15 protein-coding genes are annotated in these 18,890 nt (G+C 51.3%); 9 read left to right on the forward strand and 6 right to left on the reverse strand.

Annotated features, from left to right (window positions below; translation table 11 throughout):
* Positions 1–239 precede the first annotated feature (239 nt).
* Positions 240–1,511, forward strand: coding sequence for a M16 family metallopeptidase (locus ACXYMU_RS19390; RefSeq protein ID WP_458988078.1), 1,272 nt, complete (start codon positions 240–242; stop codon positions 1,509–1,511).
* Positions 1,512–1,595: 84 nt separating this feature from the next.
* On the opposite strand, the gene ACXYMU_RS19395 is transcribed toward ACXYMU_RS19390, so the two are convergent.
* Positions 1,596–2,681 carry a family 43 glycosylhydrolase gene (locus tag ACXYMU_RS19395; protein WP_458988079.1) on the reverse strand — a complete coding sequence of 362 codons (1,086 nt, stop codon included), beginning with the start codon at positions 2,679–2,681 and terminating at the stop codon, positions 1,596–1,598.
* 250 nt (positions 2,682–2,931) lie between these two features.
* On the opposite strand from ACXYMU_RS19395, the gene ACXYMU_RS19400 reads away from it, so the two are divergent.
* From ACXYMU_RS19400 to ACXYMU_RS19425, 6 genes are all read left to right on the forward strand, one after another.
* Positions 2,932–3,399, forward strand: a complete 468-nt coding sequence (locus tag ACXYMU_RS19400) for a MarR family winged helix-turn-helix transcriptional regulator (RefSeq protein WP_458988080.1) — start codon at positions 2,932–2,934, stop codon at positions 3,397–3,399.
* 60 nt (positions 3,400–3,459) lie between these two features.
* Positions 3,460–4,278 (forward strand): aldo/keto reductase, encoded by an 819-nt coding sequence (locus ACXYMU_RS19405; RefSeq protein ID WP_458988081.1) that lies wholly within the window; start codon positions 3,460–3,462, stop codon positions 4,276–4,278.
* A 111-nt stretch (positions 4,279–4,389) separates the two neighbouring features.
* On the forward strand, positions 4,390–5,490 hold the full coding sequence (locus tag ACXYMU_RS19410; protein ID WP_458988082.1) for an alkene reductase: 1,101 nt from the start codon (positions 4,390–4,392) through the stop codon (positions 5,488–5,490).
* A gap of 206 nt (positions 5,491–5,696) precedes the next feature.
* Entirely contained in the window at positions 5,697–6,182 is a 486-nt protein-coding gene (gene ispF, locus ACXYMU_RS19415; RefSeq protein WP_458988083.1) for a 2-C-methyl-D-erythritol 2,4-cyclodiphosphate synthase, read from the forward strand.
* A gap of 92 nt (positions 6,183–6,274) precedes the next feature.
* On the forward strand, positions 6,275–7,936 hold the full coding sequence (locus ACXYMU_RS19420; protein ID WP_458988084.1) for a M28 family peptidase: 1,662 nt from the start codon (positions 6,275–6,277) through the stop codon (positions 7,934–7,936).
* Positions 7,937–8,199: 263 nt separating this feature from the next.
* Positions 8,200–9,573: a LutB/LldF family L-lactate oxidation iron-sulfur protein gene (locus ACXYMU_RS19425; protein ID WP_458988085.1), complete on the forward strand. Its 1,374-nt coding sequence runs from the start codon at positions 8,200–8,202 to the stop codon at positions 9,571–9,573.
* Between the two features lie 226 nt (positions 9,574–9,799).
* Here the strand turns inward: ACXYMU_RS19425 and ACXYMU_RS19430 are convergent, their stop codons facing one another.
* Positions 9,800–10,255, reverse strand: coding sequence for an Lrp/AsnC ligand binding domain-containing protein (locus ACXYMU_RS19430; RefSeq protein WP_458988086.1), 456 nt, complete (start codon positions 10,253–10,255; stop codon positions 9,800–9,802).
* Positions 10,256–10,696: 441 nt separating this feature from the next.
* On the opposite strand from ACXYMU_RS19430, the gene ACXYMU_RS19435 reads away from it, so the two are divergent.
* A complete protein-coding gene (locus ACXYMU_RS19435; RefSeq protein WP_458988087.1) occupies positions 10,697–12,127 on the forward strand; it encodes a thioredoxin-like domain-containing protein in 1,431 nt (476 codons plus the stop codon).
* A 204-nt stretch (positions 12,128–12,331) separates the two neighbouring features.
* Here the strand turns inward: ACXYMU_RS19435 and ACXYMU_RS19440 are convergent, their stop codons facing one another.
* The 4 genes from ACXYMU_RS19440 to ACXYMU_RS19455 all read right to left on the reverse strand — a co-directional run bounded on the left by ACXYMU_RS19440 (position 12,332) and on the right by ACXYMU_RS19455 (position 15,609).
* Positions 12,332–13,255, reverse strand: coding sequence for a YihY/virulence factor BrkB family protein (locus tag ACXYMU_RS19440; RefSeq protein ID WP_458988088.1), 924 nt, complete (start codon positions 13,253–13,255; stop codon positions 12,332–12,334).
* 126 nt (positions 13,256–13,381) lie between these two features.
* Entirely contained in the window at positions 13,382–14,017 is a 636-nt protein-coding gene (locus tag ACXYMU_RS19445; protein ID WP_458988089.1) for a YczE/YyaS/YitT family protein, read from the reverse strand.
* A 220-nt stretch (positions 14,018–14,237) separates the two neighbouring features.
* Positions 14,238–15,245 (reverse strand): hypothetical protein, encoded by a 1,008-nt coding sequence (locus ACXYMU_RS19450; protein ID WP_458988090.1) that lies wholly within the window; start codon positions 15,243–15,245, stop codon positions 14,238–14,240.
* A 79-nt stretch (positions 15,246–15,324) separates the two neighbouring features.
* Entirely contained in the window at positions 15,325–15,609 is a 285-nt protein-coding gene (locus tag ACXYMU_RS19455; protein WP_458988091.1) for an acylphosphatase, read from the reverse strand.
* Between the two features lie 214 nt (positions 15,610–15,823).
* On the opposite strand from ACXYMU_RS19455, the gene ACXYMU_RS19460 reads away from it, so the two are divergent.
* On the forward strand, positions 15,824–18,829 hold the full coding sequence (locus tag ACXYMU_RS19460) for a glycoside hydrolase family 3 N-terminal domain-containing protein (protein WP_458988092.1): 3,006 nt from the start codon (positions 15,824–15,826) through the stop codon (positions 18,827–18,829).
* Positions 18,830–18,890: the final 61 nt, after the last annotated feature.

Consider the following 18,890-nt stretch of genomic DNA (forward strand, 5'->3'; position numbering starts at 1 on the left):
GTATAGATTGGCAAGTTACTATATCAGCGGTTGCGCTGAAATTTCTGCCGCTAATTTTTAATTTTGCTTTATTAGACATAAGTATCAAGACGCAGGACACAAGATTTTAATTGACTATGCAAAAGGTACAGGAATAGTGGTCCTGTTGCAACCACTGCATTGGCTACAAACAAGAGGAAATGCCGCTGTAGTAGCAAAGTCTTGTGTCTTGCTACTTGTGTCTTGTATCCCTAAAAAATATGATAGATTTTAAAGAATTTACCCTTGACAACGGCCTCCGCGTGATTGTACACGAAGACCAGACCAGCCCGATGGCTGTGCTAAACATTCTGTATGACGTTGGCTCGCGGGATGAAGAGGAGGCCCATACCGGGTTTGCGCATCTATTCGAGCACCTCATGTTCAGTGGCTCTAAAAACATTCCGGTGTATGATGAGCCCCTGCAGCGGGTAGGCGGAGAGAATAATGCCTTCACCAGCCCCGACATCACCAATTATTACCTCTCGTTACCCGCTCAGAACATCGAAACAGGCTTTTGGCTGGAGTCGGACCGTATGCTGGAGCTGGCTTTCAGCGAGAACGGCCTGGAGGTGCAGCGCAAAGTGGTCGTGGAGGAGTTCAAGCAAAATTACCTGAACCAGCCTTATGGCGACATATGGCTGAAACTGCGCCCCCTGGCGTACAAAGAGCACCCGTACAAGTGGGCCACCATCGGCAAGGAGATTTCCCATATCGAGGAGGCGACCATGGACATCGTGAAAGCCTTTTTCCGGAAGCACTACTCGCCGAGCAACGCCATATTGGTAGTGGCCGGAAACGTGACGCTTGAGCGGGCGAAGGAGTTGACGGAGAAATGGTTTGGCCCCATACCTGCCGGCGAGAAGTATGTCCGCAACATTGGCAAAGAACCCAAGCAAACGGAGCCGCGTGTGCTGGAAGTTTCTGCCGACGTGCCCCTGGACGCCATTTACAAAGCCTACCACATGCCGTCGCGCACCGACAAGGATTACCACGCCGTTGACCTGATCAGCGACATTCTGGGCCGGGGCAAGTCGAGCAGACTCTACGACAGGCTGGTAAAAAAGCAAAAGCTGTTTAACTCCATTTCGGCCTCTGTATCCGGCTCGCTGGAGCAGGGCCTGCTCATGATTCAAGGCAAACTGAACGAAGGGGTAGACCTGCAGGAAGCCAATGCGGCCATCGAAGCGATTAACCAGGAGCTGATGGAGCAGTTGGTTGATGAGGAGGAACTGAACAAGGTAAAGAACCAGGCCGAAACCTCTATTGTGTTCTCTGAGATCGAGTTGCTGAACCGCGCCATGAACCTGGCTTACAGTAAGCTGATGGGCGATGCCAACCTGATCAACCAGGAAGGCGAGAAAGTGCAGGCCGTGACGCCGCAGGATATCCTGCGCTGCGCCAAAGAAGTGCTTGACCCGAATAACTGCTCTACCCTGCTGTATAAAGCTGAGAAAAAAGCAGTAGAAGCACCTGTAGAAGCCAAGGCCTAAAACCTTATCCCATACCTATATAAACACACAAAAGGCTGCCAGATTATTGGCAGCCTTTTGTGTGTTTATGGGTTAGTCAATTCCCTACTCTTTCATCGAAATAGAGGGCCAGTTCTCCTTGCCCCAGCTTATCTCTTTAATTCTCAGTTTTGGCTTGCCCTCGTCTTTTTTGTCGTAAGCATGGAAGACGAGGTAGTCCTTTCCGCCGAAGGTATAGGTGGCAGAGTGCCCTACAGCGGCCCATTCGTCATTACCCTGGGCTATCAGTGTTCCGCCGCCGTGTGCCAGGCTCTTGCCATCCTTATCGAGGTATGGCCCGGTGATGTCTTTGGAGCGGCCTACCAGTATTTTATAGGTGCTGTTGAGTCCCTGGCAGCAACGGTCCCAGGACACGAAGAGGTAGTAGTAGCCATTCTTCTTGAACAGGAAAGGTGCCTCTATCGACCCGTTCACCACGCTTTTGCTTTCCGCTAACAGCTCCGGGGTATAAATGGAGGCATAATCAAGTTCCGGGTTGGCTGCGTCGCCGGCATCGCGCTCATCCAGCAGCCAGTTGCGCTTTCGGGCGGCGATGGTATGCCACTCTTGCTCCGGGCCAATGGCCACTGAGGTCAGGTTGGGATTCAGCTTTACAAGTTTTATACCCTGCCAAAACGAACCGAATGTCATCCAGGGCGTTCCTTTGTCATCAAAAATTATATTGGCATCTATTGCGTTCCACATGTCGCGCCCTGGCACCGATCTCACCACAATGCCTTTGTCTTCCCACTTGAAGTTAGGGTCCTGCGGGTCCAGGGTTTTGTTGGTAGCCACCGCGATGGCCGAGTTGTTGCGGCCAAACGATGAGACAGAGTAATAAAGGTAATAGGTGCCGTTATGTTGGATGATGTCGGGTGCCCAGATGTTCCCGTCAAACTTGGGGATCATCTTTGTGACCCACTCCGGCGTGCTGGCGAAGACGGGCTTCTCTTCCTTCCAGTTCTTCATGTCTTTCGACGACTTGACGTGGATGCCATTTCCGGTATGGAAAACATAGTAGGTGTTTCCTTCTTTGATCATCACAGGGTCGTGCGCCACCACATCGCGGGACTGCGCTTGCAGGGAACTCATGCCCAAAATCAGGGCGGATAATAGGGAAAACAGGAGTTTCACATTCAAGTGCATGTTCATCAGCATTATTTTTAAGTACAGGTAGTCAGGTTCGGGAATACGTGCTTGTCGAGCGGTTGTCGATACTTTTATAAATGTAAAATATACATTTATAAAACACAAGCCCTTGCAGCAGTATTATCTACCTGACTTATACCCCCTCTGGGTTCCCTGTTTCCCGGCGGGTTACTTAACCGATTACCTGGCGGCCCTAAACCTGCTTGCAACCTTACACTGGCAATGTTTGTATATACAACTATTATAGGTAACTTTGCACGGAGCTTTCACGATGCGGATAGAAGACGAAATACACCAGAAGGAATTCAAAGACGATTACCGTCGTTTGCTGACAAACCTTTTGTTTACCAACAACTGGATCAACCAGCAGCTGATGCCCTTTTTTAAGGAGTTTGGTCTGACCTTACAACAGCACAACGTATTGGCGATCCTGCGGGGGCAGCACCCTACCCCAGTTTGTTTCGGCGATATCCAGACCCGCATGGTGGACCGCAACTCTAACGTAACGCGCCTGATAGACAAGCTGATCGACAAGGGCTACGTGACCCGCGACGTCTGCCAGGCGAACCGCCGCATGATTGAGGTGCGCCTGACGGAGCCAGGCATGCGGAAACTGGAGCAGGTGGATGAGCACTTCCCGCGCCTGTTCAGCAAGCTGCATAACCTCTCGAAAGAAGAAGCTGTTGTGGTGAGCGACATGTTAGACAAATTGCGCGGGTAAAAAAAAAAATTGGAATAATATTTGTACATACAACTAATGTACAGGCATTTAATCACCACTATGAAAAACATAAACGTCAAAAACGCAACGATACCGGCTTTGGGGTTGGGTACTTACCAATTGCAAGGCAACACTGCCCTGTCACTTGTGCAGGCAGCGTTGGGAGTAGGTTATCGACACATCGATACGGCCCAGATGTATAACAACGAAGAGGCTGTGGGCAAAGCTATCCAGCAAAGTGATGTGGCCCGCTCAGATATGTTCCTCACCACAAAAGTGCTTCCCTCTAACCTGGGAAAGAAAGACTTTATGCCATCCGTAGAAGAAAGCCTGCGGAAACTGAAAGTGGATGCAGTGGATCTGCTACTGGTTCATTGGCCAAACCCCGAAGTGCCCGTGGCGGAATACATGGGTGAACTGATGCGAGCGCAGGAAAAAGGCTACACCAAATATATTGGCGTTAGTAACCACATCACCGCCCTCCTGGACGAGGTGCTGGCCACAGGGGCTGACATCATTACCAACCAGGTGGAGTACCACCCCTTTCTGAACCAAAGCAAACTTTATAGTTACCTCCGTGATAAAGGGCTTACGCTGACGGCCTACAGCCCGATCGCCCATGGCAAAGTAGTCGGCGACAGCACCTTAAAGCAGCTGGGTGAGAAATATGGCAAGAATGAAGTGCAGATTACGCTGCGGTGGCTGATGCAGCAAGAAGGCGTACTGGCGATACCGAGAACCTCAAAGACACAGCGCCTGGAAGAGAACATCGCTGTTTTTGACTTTGAGCTGACACCAGCGGAAATGCAGCAGATAGACAAATTGACTCAGGAGAATAACCGTCTCATCGACCCATCGTTTGCCCCTGACTGGGACTGATGAATTTGGAGTACATGACTTCTGAATAACTAAATTCCGAATAATTAACCAATGGAATGGGTATGCCCGCCTATTTCAGCAATCAACCATAAACAATTAGCATTTAATAACATGGCGCAAGCACTTTTAAAACCGATAAAACTAAACGATTTAGAATTAAAGAACCGCGTGATCATGGCTCCCATGACGCGTAGCCGCGCTGCCAACGAGGGCAACGTGCCAAACGACCTGATGGTGACCTACTATACCCAGCGTGCCGGGGCCGGACTGATCATTTCAGAAGGTTCTCAGATTTCCTCACAGGCGGTCGGCTATGTAAACACGCCGGGAATTTATACTGCTGAGCAGGTAGAAGGCTGGAAGCGAGTAACAAAGGCCGTGCACGATGAAGGCGGAAAGATATTCCTGCAGTTATGGCACGTGGGCCGCATCTCGCACCCCGATTTCCATAATGGCGAACTGCCGGTGGCTCCTTCTCCTCTCAACCCGAACGACAAGGCCTATACCCCACAGGGCTTCAAGGAAACGGTAACCCCGCGCGAACTGACGGTAGAAGAAATCAAGCAGATTGTGCAGGACTTCAAGAACGCTGCCAAAAATGCTTGGGAGGCTGGCTTTGATGGCGTAGAGGTGCACGCCTCTAATGGCTACCTGTTGCACCAGTTCTTTGCCTCTACCTCTAACGTGCGCACCGATGCGTATGGCGGCACGATAGAGAACCGTGCCCGTATCCTGTTCGAGATTCTGGACGCGATCAAAGAAGTTGTGCCTGTGGAGCGGGTGGGAGTCCGCCTGAACCCAAGCTTGCACGGCATTTTCGGGATGACGCTGAACGAAGACACCATTCCGACATTTGATTACATTGTTGAGAACCTGAACAAGTATAACTTGGCGTACCTGCACCTTTCTGAGCCTTTCACGGATGTTAGTGACCTGGAACATGCCGAGCCGAACATTGCCGCGCGCTACCGCCCGATCTACAAAGGCAACCTGATCATTAACGCGGGCTTTACACAGGAGAAAGGCAACAAGGTGATCGCGGAAGGCGAAGCGGACATGGTAGCCTTTGGGGTACCGTTTATCGCCAACCCTGACCTGCCCGAGCGCTTTGCCCAGAATGCGGCGTTGCAGCAACCAGACAAAGATAAATTTTACACTCCTGGTGCCGACGGCTACATCGATTACCCTTCTCTAAAAGAAGTGGAGGCCTAAGCCGGAGCGCCTATCTATATATAACCCACAGTTTACAGCCCGTTGCCTTTTGGTAGCGGGCTGTTCTGTTTGCAGCCCTAGCCCGACCCGGCTGCCGGTGCAAAAATCAGTTGCACATGACCCAAATCAGCACAAATTGAATTACTTTTACTTTTGAAGCTCTTACCAAATCATGGCCTTGAGGGCACAAACGAACGATAGCACACATGAAACTGAAAATAAGAACCGGCTTTGGTTACGACGTGCACCAGTTGCAGGAGGGATTAGACTTTTGGCTGGGGGGTATAAAAGTGCCCCACACGCATGGAGCCTTAGGCCATTCTGACGCTGATGTGCTGATACATGTAATCTGCGACGCCCTGCTCGGGGCAGCCAACATGCGCGACATCGGCTTCCATTTCTCGGACAAGGACCCGCAGTACAAGGGCATTGATAGCAAGATCCTGCTGAAGGAAGTGGTGCACCTGCTAGCCATGGAAGGGTATGAGATCGGTAACATTGACTCAACTGTATGCCTCCAGGAGCCAAAGGTAAACCCGCACATCCCAGCCATGAAGACCTGTTTGGCCGAGGTGATGAATATACCCGAAAGCGACATTTCGATCAAAGCCACCACTACTGAGCACCTGGGCTTTGTAGGCAAAAAAGAGGGTGTGGCTGCTTTTGCTACCGTATTGATCGTCAAACAATAACACGTAAGCCGGAAGCCTTATCTCAAAACGCCATGGCCGGCATCCCTTTAAATAAAACAACCTACTACTTATACCCTAACACCGAAAAACTTATGCGACACCATGTTTATGGTTATTTGCTGCTAGCCGCCCTTGGGTTTGGCTGTGCCAAAACGCCAAGCGCCTCCTCCGCGGCCGACACCATCACTACACCGCTAACGGATGCAGCCAAGCTGAGCGAGGTTGCCCCGAAATATGCCAACACTATCACGGCAGCAGATTTATCCAAGCACCTGCACATCATCGCTTCTGATGAATACGAGGGACGCGACACAGGCACAAAGGGCCAGAAGATGGCAGCAGCGTACATCTCCCGCGAATTCCGTGAGGATGGCCTGACAGGTCCTGTGAAAGGCGGCAGCAACCCCTACTACCAAACCTTCGACCTGGAGAAGAGCCAGTGGGGCGACGGTCACATTTTGGTTGGCAAAGAGAAGTACCTGATGATGCAGGACTTCTTTGTGCTGGGCAGCTCGCCGTTCCAGACAGAGCAGGCAGCAGATGTGGTGTTTGCCGGCTACGGCATTGACACAGACGCCTACTCTGACTATGCGAACCTGGACGTGAAAGGCAAAACCGTTGTAGTATTGGCCGGAGAGCCGAAGAACAGCAGCGGCAACTTTCTGGTAAGCGGCACTTCTAAGGCCTCTGACTGGGGCAACGATTACCGCACCAAGCGCAAAGCCGCCACAGACCACGGCGCCAAAGCCGTGCTGATCGTGACTGGCACCAACGCCGGCGAATTCAACAGCCTGACGCAGCGTTACAAGTCCTATGCTACCCGTCCTTCTATCGGCATCAAGAGCAAGGCCGGCCAATCTACTGCCGCCACGATGTTTATCTCGCCGATAGCCGGCGCCACGCTTTTGGGCACCACGCCTGAGAAGTTGATTGGCTATAACAACGAGGTAACCAAAGCTGGAAAGCCGGTGGCTTCTACTTTTAAGATTGCCAAGGATGTGAAGATCCTGACGCAGCGCAACGCCTCGCCTTTGGCTACCGAAAACGTGTTGGGCTTTATTGAAGGCACAGACAAGAAAGACGAGGTAGTGGTGGTAACGGCGCATTATGACCACGTAGGCGTAGACTCCACCCGCCAGGGCGATCAGATTTACAACGGTGCCAACGACGATGGCTCGGGTACAGTGGCCGTTATTGAGTTGGCAGAGGCCTTTGCCCAAGCCAAAAAAGATGGTTTCGGACCGCGCCGCAGTGTGCTGTTCATGACCGTAACCGCCGAGGAGAAAGGCCTTTTGGGTTCAGAGTACTATTCTGAGAACCCGATATTCCCGCTTGAAAACACGGTAGCTGACGTGAACATTGACATGATCGGGCGTATGGACACGGAGCATGAGAAGTTAAACGACAGCAACTACATCTACTCCATCGGCGCTGACAAGCTGTCTTCGGAGCTGCACCAGATAAACGAGGCGATGAACGAGAAGTACGTGAACCTGAAGCTAGACTATACCTTCAACGATGAGAACGACCCGAACCGCTTCTACTACCGTTCTGACCACTACAACTTCGCCAAGCACGGCATTCCGATCGTGTTCTACTTCAATGGGGTGCACGCAGACTATCACCAGCCATCAGACGAGGTGGAGAAAATCAACTTCGAGAGTGCTGAGAAAGTAGCCCGCCTTGCCTTCTATGTAACCTGGGAACTGGCTAACCGCGACAAGCGCATCGTAGTAGACAGCAATAAAAAATAGTTCTGAGTTCCGGGTTACGAGTTCCGAGTTGTTAAAGGGGTATGATGCAGCACATAGTTTGAGACTCGAGTTTTGAGCATACTCCCTTTTCCCCTAACTCATAATCCGTAATTTTTACTTCTTTGTAGAACTCGAAACCCGTAACCCGGAACTCAGAACTCATTAGTTGCTTTCAGAAAAACACCCTAACTTTAAGGGTGTTTTTTCTTTTTAGCGCAAAACTTGTAGCTATCTAACAGAAAAGACCGTAGGGGGAGATTAGCATGAGTAAACTGAAACAGTTTCTGCTAGACGCAGAATCAAAAGCATTTGACCAGGGCCACCGCGCAACCATCAAGTTCAACATCGGGAAGTACAACTCCGCGGTGCAGCGTGGCCTTACCCAATATTCCGACCATGAGCTGGCCCGCGAGCGGGGTTCTTATATAAAGACAAACACCATCAATAACCTTGATAAGTACCTGATGGAGTTTGAGTCCAACTTCACGGCCCGTGGCGGTAAGGTGATCTGGGCCCGTGATGCGCAGGAGGCTTTAAAGGAGATCGGTGAGATCATGAAGCGCAAACGCGCCCGCTCCGTTGTGAAGTCCAAGTCGATGATCACGGAGGAGATTCACCTGAATGAGTTCCTGGAGAAGAACGGCATCGAGACGGTGGAAACCGACCTGGGCGAGTACATTGTGCAGCTTGCCGAGCAACGGCCCTACCATATCGTAACACCAGCCATGCACATGTCCAAAAAGGACATTGCAGACCTTTTTGTGCATAAACTGGGCATCGCACCGACCGAAAATGCCGAGGAACTTGTTGCTGTAGCCCGCAAACTGCTGCGCGATAAGTATACCTCCGCCGAGGTGGGTATAACCGGGGGAAATTTCCTGATAGCTGACGTGGGTGGCGTGGCCGTGACCGAGAACGAGGGCAATGCCCGCCTGTCTACCACCTTCCCTAAAACCCATATTGCCATAGTGGGCATCGAGAAGATGATTCCTTCTATCATGGACCTGGATTTGTTCTGGCCCCTGCTGAGCACCAGCGGAACAGGGCAGAATGTGACGATCTACAATACTGTGATGACGGGTCCGCGCCAGCCGAAAGAGAAAGATGGTCCGGAAGAAATGTATGTGATTTTGCTGGATAATGGCCGCACCGACTTGCTGGCCTTGCCCGAGAAGCGCGAGGCCCTGAACTGCATCCGTTGTGGGGCCTGCCTGAACGTGTGCCCGGTATATAAGAACATTGGTGGCCATACCTATGAGACTACTTACAGCGGCCCGATCGGCTCTGTTATCTCTCCGCACTATAACGGCATGGCTGAGCACAAGCACCTGAGCTTTGCCAGTTCGCTGTGCGGGGCCTGTACCTCTGTTTGCCCGGTTAAGATCAATATCCATAACCTGCTGCTGCTAAACCGTAAGCAAAGCGTGGAGCACGGGCTGGCCGACAAGCAGGAAACCACAGCGTTCAAGTTCTGGCTAAAAGCCATGAAGAGCCGTACCCTTCTGAACCTGGCCCCAGCCTTCGCCAAGAACTTTGTGCTGAAGCAGGTACTGAAAGACACTTGGAGCAAACGCCGCGAGCCGCTGCATGTGCCGCCCAAATCGTTTAACCAGCTTTGGAAAGAGCGTGCTAAATAAACCTAATCAAAATGCCCCTGCAACGAATGCTGCAGGGGCATTTTGATTAGCAGTGCCAGGCACGGTCCACGGTTGTACTGCAATGCCAAAAATCAGATTGATGCGCTTTGCAAATCAACTACCCCTCATGGAATTACGCTGGAAGGTGTAAAAGCCCCCCAAAAAAAATCGCCCCAAGTATATGTATAGCTGAGGGCGATTTATATATGCTAAAATATTTTAGCTATTAGATCAAAATTTGGCGGCTGATGCTTTCATCCAACGAAATGAGGGTCTCGGTGCGCTGCACACCTTCTACGGCCTGCAGTTTCTCGTTTAGCACTTCGCGCAGGTGTTTGGTGTCGCGGCAAATCAGTTTAGCAAACATGCTGTAGGTACCGGTGGTGTAGTGTAGTTCCACCACTTCCGGAATTGCACGAATCTGCTCTACTGCGTCTTTGTACTCAGAGCCTTTTTCCAAGAACACGCCAATGAAGGCACATACGTCAAAACCAACAGCCGATGGGTTCACCAACAGCTGAGCGCCTTTTACAACGCCCATCTCGTTCAGCTTTTTCATACGCACGTGTATGGTTCCCCCAGACACGTTGAGTTCTTTAGCGATATCTGTATAAGCTCGCGTTACATCCTGCATAAGTAGCCTTAATATCTGCTTATCCAGATTATCAATCTCATAATTCATATGCTTCTATGCTTTCTATCTTTAACAAAGTTTTAAATATACTCTTAATACCTTAAAAATATTTAAATTCAGTAAAATAAATTTATTGTATCCCCAAAAAATAACGATACACATTGTATTTATCTCGCGGGGCACCTCAACATATTACAAAAAAAGCAAAAAAAGCGCCTGTGAGCTCTTTATCTATTTATTAACCTCCGTAGCGTTTAAATGCCTTAATCCTCGTTTTTAAGCTGTTTGCCGTGTTACAACAGGTAGTAGCACTACTTAATTCCATTGCACAAATTTACAAACCGGAAGTAAATATAGTACTAATACAATATATTATCATGCTATTGTGTACCTTACTTTTAGAATGTAGATGCTCGTTAAATACATCCCAACCACTTGCTTAATTAAGCTCGTAAGTTATAGAAGTTATACATACCCAAACCTTTGCCTATGCTTACCGGACGCGTAAATGCCCCTGAGTTACACACTGAGCACGACTGGCTAAACACTACCCGCAAGTGGTCTATTAAAGACTTCCGGGGGAAGATCGTGCTGCTTGATTTTTGGACTTTTGGCTGTATCAACTGCCAGCATATTGTACCGGATTTAAAACAATTGGAAGAAGAGTATGCCGACGTGTTAGTGGTGATCGGGGTACATTCGGCTAAGTTTGACGCTGAGAAGCAGAACGCCACCATCTTGCAGGCTATCCGGAAGTTTGGCATAGCACACCCCGTTATAAACGACGCGAACTACCGCCTTTGGAACGAGTATGGCATCCGGGCGTGGCCCACTGTGGTGCTCATCGACCCGAACGGCAAGGTAGTGGGCCAGCATGCCGGCGAGAGCGTGTACAAAACCGTGCAGCCCTACATCCAGAAGATGACGGAGGAGTTTGCGCAGCGACTGAACCGCGAACCGATTGATTTTTATACCGCTGCAGCACCTGAGCAAAACGCCCTCTCCTTCCCCTCTAAGATGGCTGCCGACGACGAAGGCCATTTATACCTGGCTGACAGTAGCCACAACCGTATCCTGAAGCTGAACCAACAAGGCGTAGTGCTGGAGATGATTGGCAGCGGTACGCAGGGCTTTACAGACGGCAGCTATACCGAGGCTGCTTTCTACGAGCCGCACGGCATGGCCCTCCATCACGACAGTTTATACATCGCAGACACCAAGAACAACGCTATCCGGAAAGTGGACCTTGTGCAGCGGCACGTCAGCACGGTAACGGGCACCGGCGAACTGGCCTACTACTTCCTCGACCAGCAACTGGATGTGCCTGTGCTGCCCAACAGCCCTTGGGATTTACTAATTCTGGAAGGGTATTTATACATCGCCAACGCCGGCAACCACCAGATTCTGCGCTTAGATATTAACACCGGAGACGCTTATCGTTTTGCCGGCACTGGCCGCGAGGCGCTAACCGACGGCCCGCGGCAGGAGGCAGCCTTTAACCAACCCAGCGGCCTTTCGCACAACGGCCACGTGCTTTACATTGCCGATGCCGAGGCCAGCGCCATCCGCACGCTCAACCTGGAAACCAGCATGGTGCTCACGCCACTGGGCAGGGGCCTGTTTGATTTCGGGGATGAGGACGGGCACGTGGATGATGCGCTGCTACAGCACTGTGTGGGCCTGGAGGTGATTGGAAGCCAGGTATACATTGCCGATACCTACAACGGCAAAATCAAGGTGCTGAACATAGCGCAGCATCGTGTGCATACCTTAACGGATGGCTTGAGCGAGCCCAACGACGTGCTGTTTTTGGATGGCAAGTTGTGGGTAACCAGCACCAACAGCCACCAGCTTTTTAAAGTGGATTTGCATACCGGGGCGAAGGAAGAGGTGGTGGTGCGGTTCGTGGAAAGAGGTTAAGGCTGGCTTTTAAATGCGTTTACAAGCCGGGTCACCCCCCTGCCCCCTCAGAGCTACGTTCGTTAGTTTCGAACTCGCGTTCTCACTAATCCAAGGAGGGGAGTTTTAATTGCTATGTCTGGCGCAATTCTTTTGAATTGGGACTTGGGTATAAGGTCGAGTCTGTGACTCGACTGGGCTGGAGGGCCAACAAGAGCGGCTGCTTCAGGCATTCTCCTTTTCTTCCCTGCTTACCTTCTCGTATTTTACGGCGATGGGTTTAGGTACTACGTCGCGGCCGCGGCTATTGGCATAGGCTTTGGTTATTTCGGCGCCCAGCACAAACACAATAGAGGAATAGAACACCCAAAGCAACAGGGCTACCAATGAACCTGCCGTGGCATAGAGGCCCACAATCCGGATGCTGGCCAGGAAATAGTTGATGATTTCTTTGCCTATCAGGAAAAGCGCCGATGTGATAATACCGCCGGCAATGGCGTCTTTCCATTGTACTTTCGCGTCGGGCAGCACCTTATGGATGGTGGTAAAGAAGCCTAACACCACCCCTAAGTAGAAAGCGGTATTGATGGTGCGGATGGCTGGCGAGAAATGCTCCTCGAAAAGGCTGCGCAGCTGTGCATCGAACACCGTGATCAGCGTGTCGAGCATCAGGCTTAGGGAGAGCAGGAAGCCCAGGCCTACCACAATGGCCAGCGCTACCAGGCGGTACTTTATCACCCGAAGCACTTTTACGCCTGGCCGCAGCTTCACTTTCCAGACCGCATTCAGGGCCTTTTGCATCACAAATAGCATGATGGAGGAACTCTGCAGCACGACTATCACACCAAGCAGGACCTCCCAAAAGCCCAGTTCCAAAGCTGCAATGTTCTCTAGCAGCGAGCGCACTTCCGCCCCGGCCTTCCAACTGATCAGTTCGCTTACTTTGCGCACAATTTCAGCACGCACGGCATCCTCCGAAAAGAACAACGAGCCGATAAAGGTAATCACGACCAGCATGGCCGGCATCGAGAAGATCGTGAAAAATGCAATGGCAGCGCTAAACACAATCGGCTCATCTTCCCGGATATTGGCTTTGGTATGCTTTACTATCGCCCAGGTTTTCTTCAGGAAACGCTTGGTATAGCTCATCGGATGGCGGTGCGGGGAAGGCTAACTAAATTTGGCATGCTGTACTAACGTGCAATTGCGGCGGAGGTTGATGCCACCACCACTATGCCGGCCTGCTTTATACCCGCTACCCTGTGTTGGACGGCATCAGGCCTGCACCCGCTCCGGCTCCTTTTCTGAAAGCGTGATGCGTAGCTTCTGGAAAAACCGGAGCGTAACCTGGAATATGGGGCTAATAAGGAAGGTATAGAAGAACGTGACAATAAAAACCGGGCCGCCCAGCAGGTAGCCAATGCCCAGCACCATGCACTCTACTATAATGCGGGCGCGGCTCACCGACAGTTTGGTGCGCTCCGAGATCGACAGCATAAATCCGTCGCGCGGGCCGGCACCTACGCCGCCAGCCACATACAAACCACCACCAATCGCCACAATCACGATGGAGGTGGCCAGTTGCAGGTAATCCCAGGAGGTATGGGAGGCCTCTGGCAGAATGTTCAGCCACAGGAAAAAGTCCATGATGGGGCCGATGAGCAGGGCATTAAGGAAAGTGCCGATGTTGATGTATTTCTTGTTCATGAACCACGACACGGCCACCACAACCAAGCCCACCAGCACACTCCATACCCCTATCGTGAAACCGAATTTCTGGTACAGCGCCACGTTCAGCACCTCCCAGGGGTGCAGGCCGAGGTACTTCACCTTAATGGCGATGGCATTGCCAAACCCAAACAGGATCAGGCCCATAAAGAAGAATGTGTATTGTATTACCCGGTCGCGCATCGCAAGTGTGTGATTCTGTTTTCGCGACGCAAGAAAGCGATTTTTTGTGGAAGGATTTTGGAGCAGGCCAGGAGAGTTGCAGGCAGCGAGCCACACATGCCAATAGTAAGTGTTAAAAACAACCCACCCCTACCCCTCCAGGGAGGGGAATTTTAACTCGTGCTGAGATTCTCCTCCTCGGAGGGGCAGGGGTGGGTTAATTAATTAAAAAAACACCAGACTACACCGCTTCAGCAGATTCGGCATATGCCTCTAAAATATTATCAGACATAAATTTCAGTCTTTTATCTAATGCTAATTCCTCAATTGAGGTATAAGATAAAAACGTACAGGTATGTGCTAAAACATATCTAAAGACAGGCCTGGAAAGCTCCTGCATTACCTTTCCTTTTCTCTCCATAGGAGCAACAATGTGGGCTTTGATTCTGAGGTTCGGTTGCAGAGACATCAGGTCTGCCATTCTTAATATCCCTGAATAAATAGATGTAGTATGCTCAACCTCAAAAGCTCGGATAATAGAATGCCCTTTAATCCAGAGCACATCGATATTCTCAATAGTGCTTAGTGTGTCATAATCGTAATTCAGAGGCAAGTCTTTTAGAATTGGGAATTGATCTTCGCCCCAAATTTCCAAAATACGGCTCCTATCACTTTTGGGCAGCCAGATTTGATAATTCATACGTGCGCCAATCTCGGCAAGTATGGCTTGTATTCTGAAAGAATCACGGATTAAGGGTATGTCATCAACCACAGACTCATATACATCAATGGGTTCATTGGCAGTTGACACTATAGTTTTGTCCGCTATATCCGATGGAGGTGCAATATTATAAGGTATGAATTGGTCTACTTTATTACTCTCAAAACTTTGATTCAGCAATTCACGTGCAGCCTCATCTTTAATAGGCTTTGATCGTTGTACATAATTCATGCTCCAGTTTTTCCCACCAACTTCTGATAAAATATTTAGAGCAAAGGGGGTACAAAATTCTACATTTTTGATGCTCAAAGCGTGGACATACTTCTCGGCATCCGGCCATGGCTTTAAATCGGTTACTGCATCCAGAGTAAACCGTACCCCGCAAAATGTTTGCTTACCAACTTTTACTGCTAAATAAATTAAGTCACCAGGCTGAGGCCCTCGATGAGAGAACCCTGCAACATTTTGATCTGTACAGATATTATAATTCTCAACAGAAGTTGAGCAGTGCAGGATTCTTGTATTCATTAGCTTGGGTAGAAAATTTCAGTTGTATAGGATGAAGTTAATATATAGTTGCATATCATCCTAACACAATCTTATCCCCCTACCGCTTTACCTTAAACTCCTTAAACCCTTTCAGCTCGTCTAGCTCCTTTACCTCTACCTTCTCTACTTTGGCTTTGCGGGGGCCTACGTGTGCCCATTTCTCTAGCTGTTTTAGGGCGGCGGCGGGGCCTTCGGCTTCCATGTACACAGTGCCGTCCTTCACGTTTTCTACAAAGCCGGTCAGACCGAGTTCCTGTGCTTTCTCCTGCGTGCTGGCCCTAAAAAACACGCCGTGCACTTTGCCATATACCCGGATAGCGATATGCTTTGTGGTAGTACTCATCTTGCTCAGTTTAAATGCTTCTTTACAAAAACGAGCCAAGCCGCCGCGGGTTTCCAACGCAGCATACTCTCCCCTTCCCATTAAATTCATTATCCCCCACAAGTGCTTTAAAGCGGGTACGAGCCGGAATAAAGCGCGCTTGTGCCTTTGCGGTTTTCGCGGAACAGGCTAAAAGTTTATATTTGATGAATTAGTGCTTTAAAACCATCCCATTATGATCCTGAAACGACTCACCCTTTACCTGTCTTTCCTGTGCCTCGCTTTGGCTGCCGTGCCTGCCGCTTACGGGCAAAAGGCAAAAAAACCCGTAAAGCCCACCACGGTGCAACCGCCGTTTTTAAAGCAGGAAAACAGCAAAAAGTGGGTCGATTCTGTGTTTGCCACTCTCACACCGGACCAGCGCATCGGGCAGCTGATCATGCTGGCCGCCTACTCCAACCGCGACCGCGCCTTCGAGGACACGCTGGCGCAGCAGATACTTCGGTATAACATCGGCGGACTGGTGTTTTTTCAGGGAGGGCCGGCACGGCAGGCGCACCTCACCAACCGCTATCAGAAACTTGCTAAAGTGCCTTTGCTGCTGGCCATGGACGCCGAGTGGGGCATCGGCATGCGCCTCGACAGCGTGCTGAAGTTCCCGTTCCAGATGACGCTGGGGGCGGTGCAAAGCGACACGCTGATTTATGACATGGGTGTGGAAGTGGCACGCCAGTTCAAGCGCCTCGGCATGCACGTGAATTTTGCGCCGGTGGTAGACGTGAACAACAATGCCAACAACCCCGTGATCGGCTTCCGCTCGTTTGGCGAGAACAAGTATAACGTGGCCCGCAAAGCCGCCTCCTATATGCGCGGCATGCAGGACAACGACATCATGGCGGTGGCCAAGCACTTCCCCGGCCACGGCGACACCGATGTAGATTCGCACCTCGACCTGCCTAGCATTTACCAGAGCGCCAAGCGCATCGACACGCTGGAGCTATACCCCTTCCGGTACCTGATGAAGCAGGGATTGGGCGGCGTGATGATTGCGCACCTCAGCATCCCCGCCCTCGACACGACCACAAACCTGCCGTCTTCATTATCCAAGCCGGTCATCACTTCTTTGCTGAAAGACCAATTGGGCTTTAAAGGACTGGTGTTTTCGGATGCCATGAACATGAAGGGCGTAACCAAATATTACCCCGGCGGCTCCGCCGATGCCATATCCCTGGTTGCAGGTATGGACATCCTGGAGTTCCCCGAGAACATCGACTCCAGCTTTGCCGCCATCAAAAAAGCCGTGGCGCAAGGCCTTATCAAGCAACAGGATGTGGATGCGCGTGTGAAGCGTGTGTTGGAAGCCAAATACTGGGCTGGCCTGCACAAGTATACCCCTGTGAAATTGGCTAACCTATACCAGGACCTGAACAACACACAGGCCCAGTTCCTGAACCGCACCCTGACAGAGCAGTCGGTCACAGTGCTGCAGAACAAGCACAACCAGATCCCGCTGCAACGCATCGACACGCTGCGTGTGGCGGCGCTGGCCATAGGCACTGCCACGACCACGCCTTTCCAGCAGAAACTGGCCGAGTACATGCCAGTGCAGAACTTCTTCCTGCCCGCCAACAGCCCTATCGACAGTTTATACCGCCTGAAAGAGCGCATGAAGGGGTATAACACCATTATCGTGGGGGTGCACAATGTGAGCACAAGGCCTGGCGCCAACTACGGCATCACCCCCGAAATGATGGTGTTCGTGAAGGAGCTCGGTAAGCGCAGCAACGTGATGATGAGCATTTTCGGCAACGCCTACTCCGTATCCAAGTTCCAGGAGCTGGATAAGATCAACACGCTGATCATGGCCTACCAGGAAACCAACAACACCCAGGAGATAGCGGCTCAGATGATCTTAGGAGGCTCGGGCGCAAGAGGGCGCATGCCGGTAACGGCCACGCCTGCCTATGCCCAGAACAAAGGCTTGGTAACCAGAGGTGACCTGCGCTTCCGCTATACCTACCCCGAGGCAGTTGGCCTGAGCTCGCAGGTGCTGAGCGGCATCGACACCTTGGTGAACCAGGCGATAAAGGCCGGTGCCTTGCCAGGTGCGCAGGTGCTGGTGGCAAAGGGCGGAAACGTCATCTACCAGAAATCTTTCGGCTACCATACCTACGAGAAGACACAGGCCGTGCAGAACACCGACATCTACGACCTGGCCTCTATCACCAAAATTAGCTCCTCTTTGGCCGCGCTGATGAAGTTGCAGAGTGAGGGCAAGTTTGATTTCAACAAGAAACTGGCCGATTACCTGCCGGAGTTTGAAGGCTCGAACAAAGAGAACATGGTTTTCCAGGAGATGCTGACGCACCAGGCAAGGCTAAAGTCGTGGATTCCGTTCTGGAAAGAGACCGTGAAGAAAAACGGCAAGTTTAAGTGGGCGACCTTCAAAGCAGACTCTTCGGCCCGCTTCCCGATCAAGGTGGCGCAGGACCTGTACATCCACCGCAAGTATGCTAAAAAGCTGTATAAGGAAATCCGCAAGTCGCCGCTGAACCCGGAGCCGGGCTATGTCTACAGCGACCTGTCATTCTACCTCTATCCGCTTATCGTGGAGCGCATCACGGGCCAGAAGTTTGAAGACTACGTGCGCGAGGAGATTTACAAGCCGATCGGGGCCACCACCCTCACCTTCACGCCGGAGCGCTACTTCCCGAAATCGCGCATCGTACCCACTGAGATCGACTCGCTGTTTAGGAAGCAGTTGTTGCACGGCACCGTGCACGACGAGGGCGCTGCCATGCTGGGCGGTGTGTCGGGCCACGCCGGTTTGTTCGGCACCGCCAACGACCTGGCCAAGCTGATGCAGTTATACCTCCAGAAGGGCCAGTACGGCGGCACGCGCCTCATCAGCGAAGACGTGATAGAAGCTTATACCCGCTGCCAGTTCTGCCCCGACAACCGCCGCGCCCTGGGCTTCGACCGCATCAACGCACCTTACGTGGAGAACGGCAACGCAGCCAAAGGCGCCAGCCCCGAGAGTTTCGGCCACTCCGGTTTCACGGGCACCTTCACCTGGATCGACCCGAAGCATGACCTCGTGTATGTGTTCCTCTCGAACCGGGTATACCCGACGCGCGAGAACAATAAAATCAGCCAGATGAACGTGCGCACCAACGTGCAGCAGGTGATTTACGACGCAATAGAGGCGGCGAATAAGAAGAAGTCCGCTGCGCAGCAGTAATTTAGCTTCATAAAACGGAAACCGGCCTTTGTTATCTACCAGATAGCAAGGGCCGGTTTTT

Source organism: Pontibacter sp. CAU 1760 (assembly GCF_054482735.1).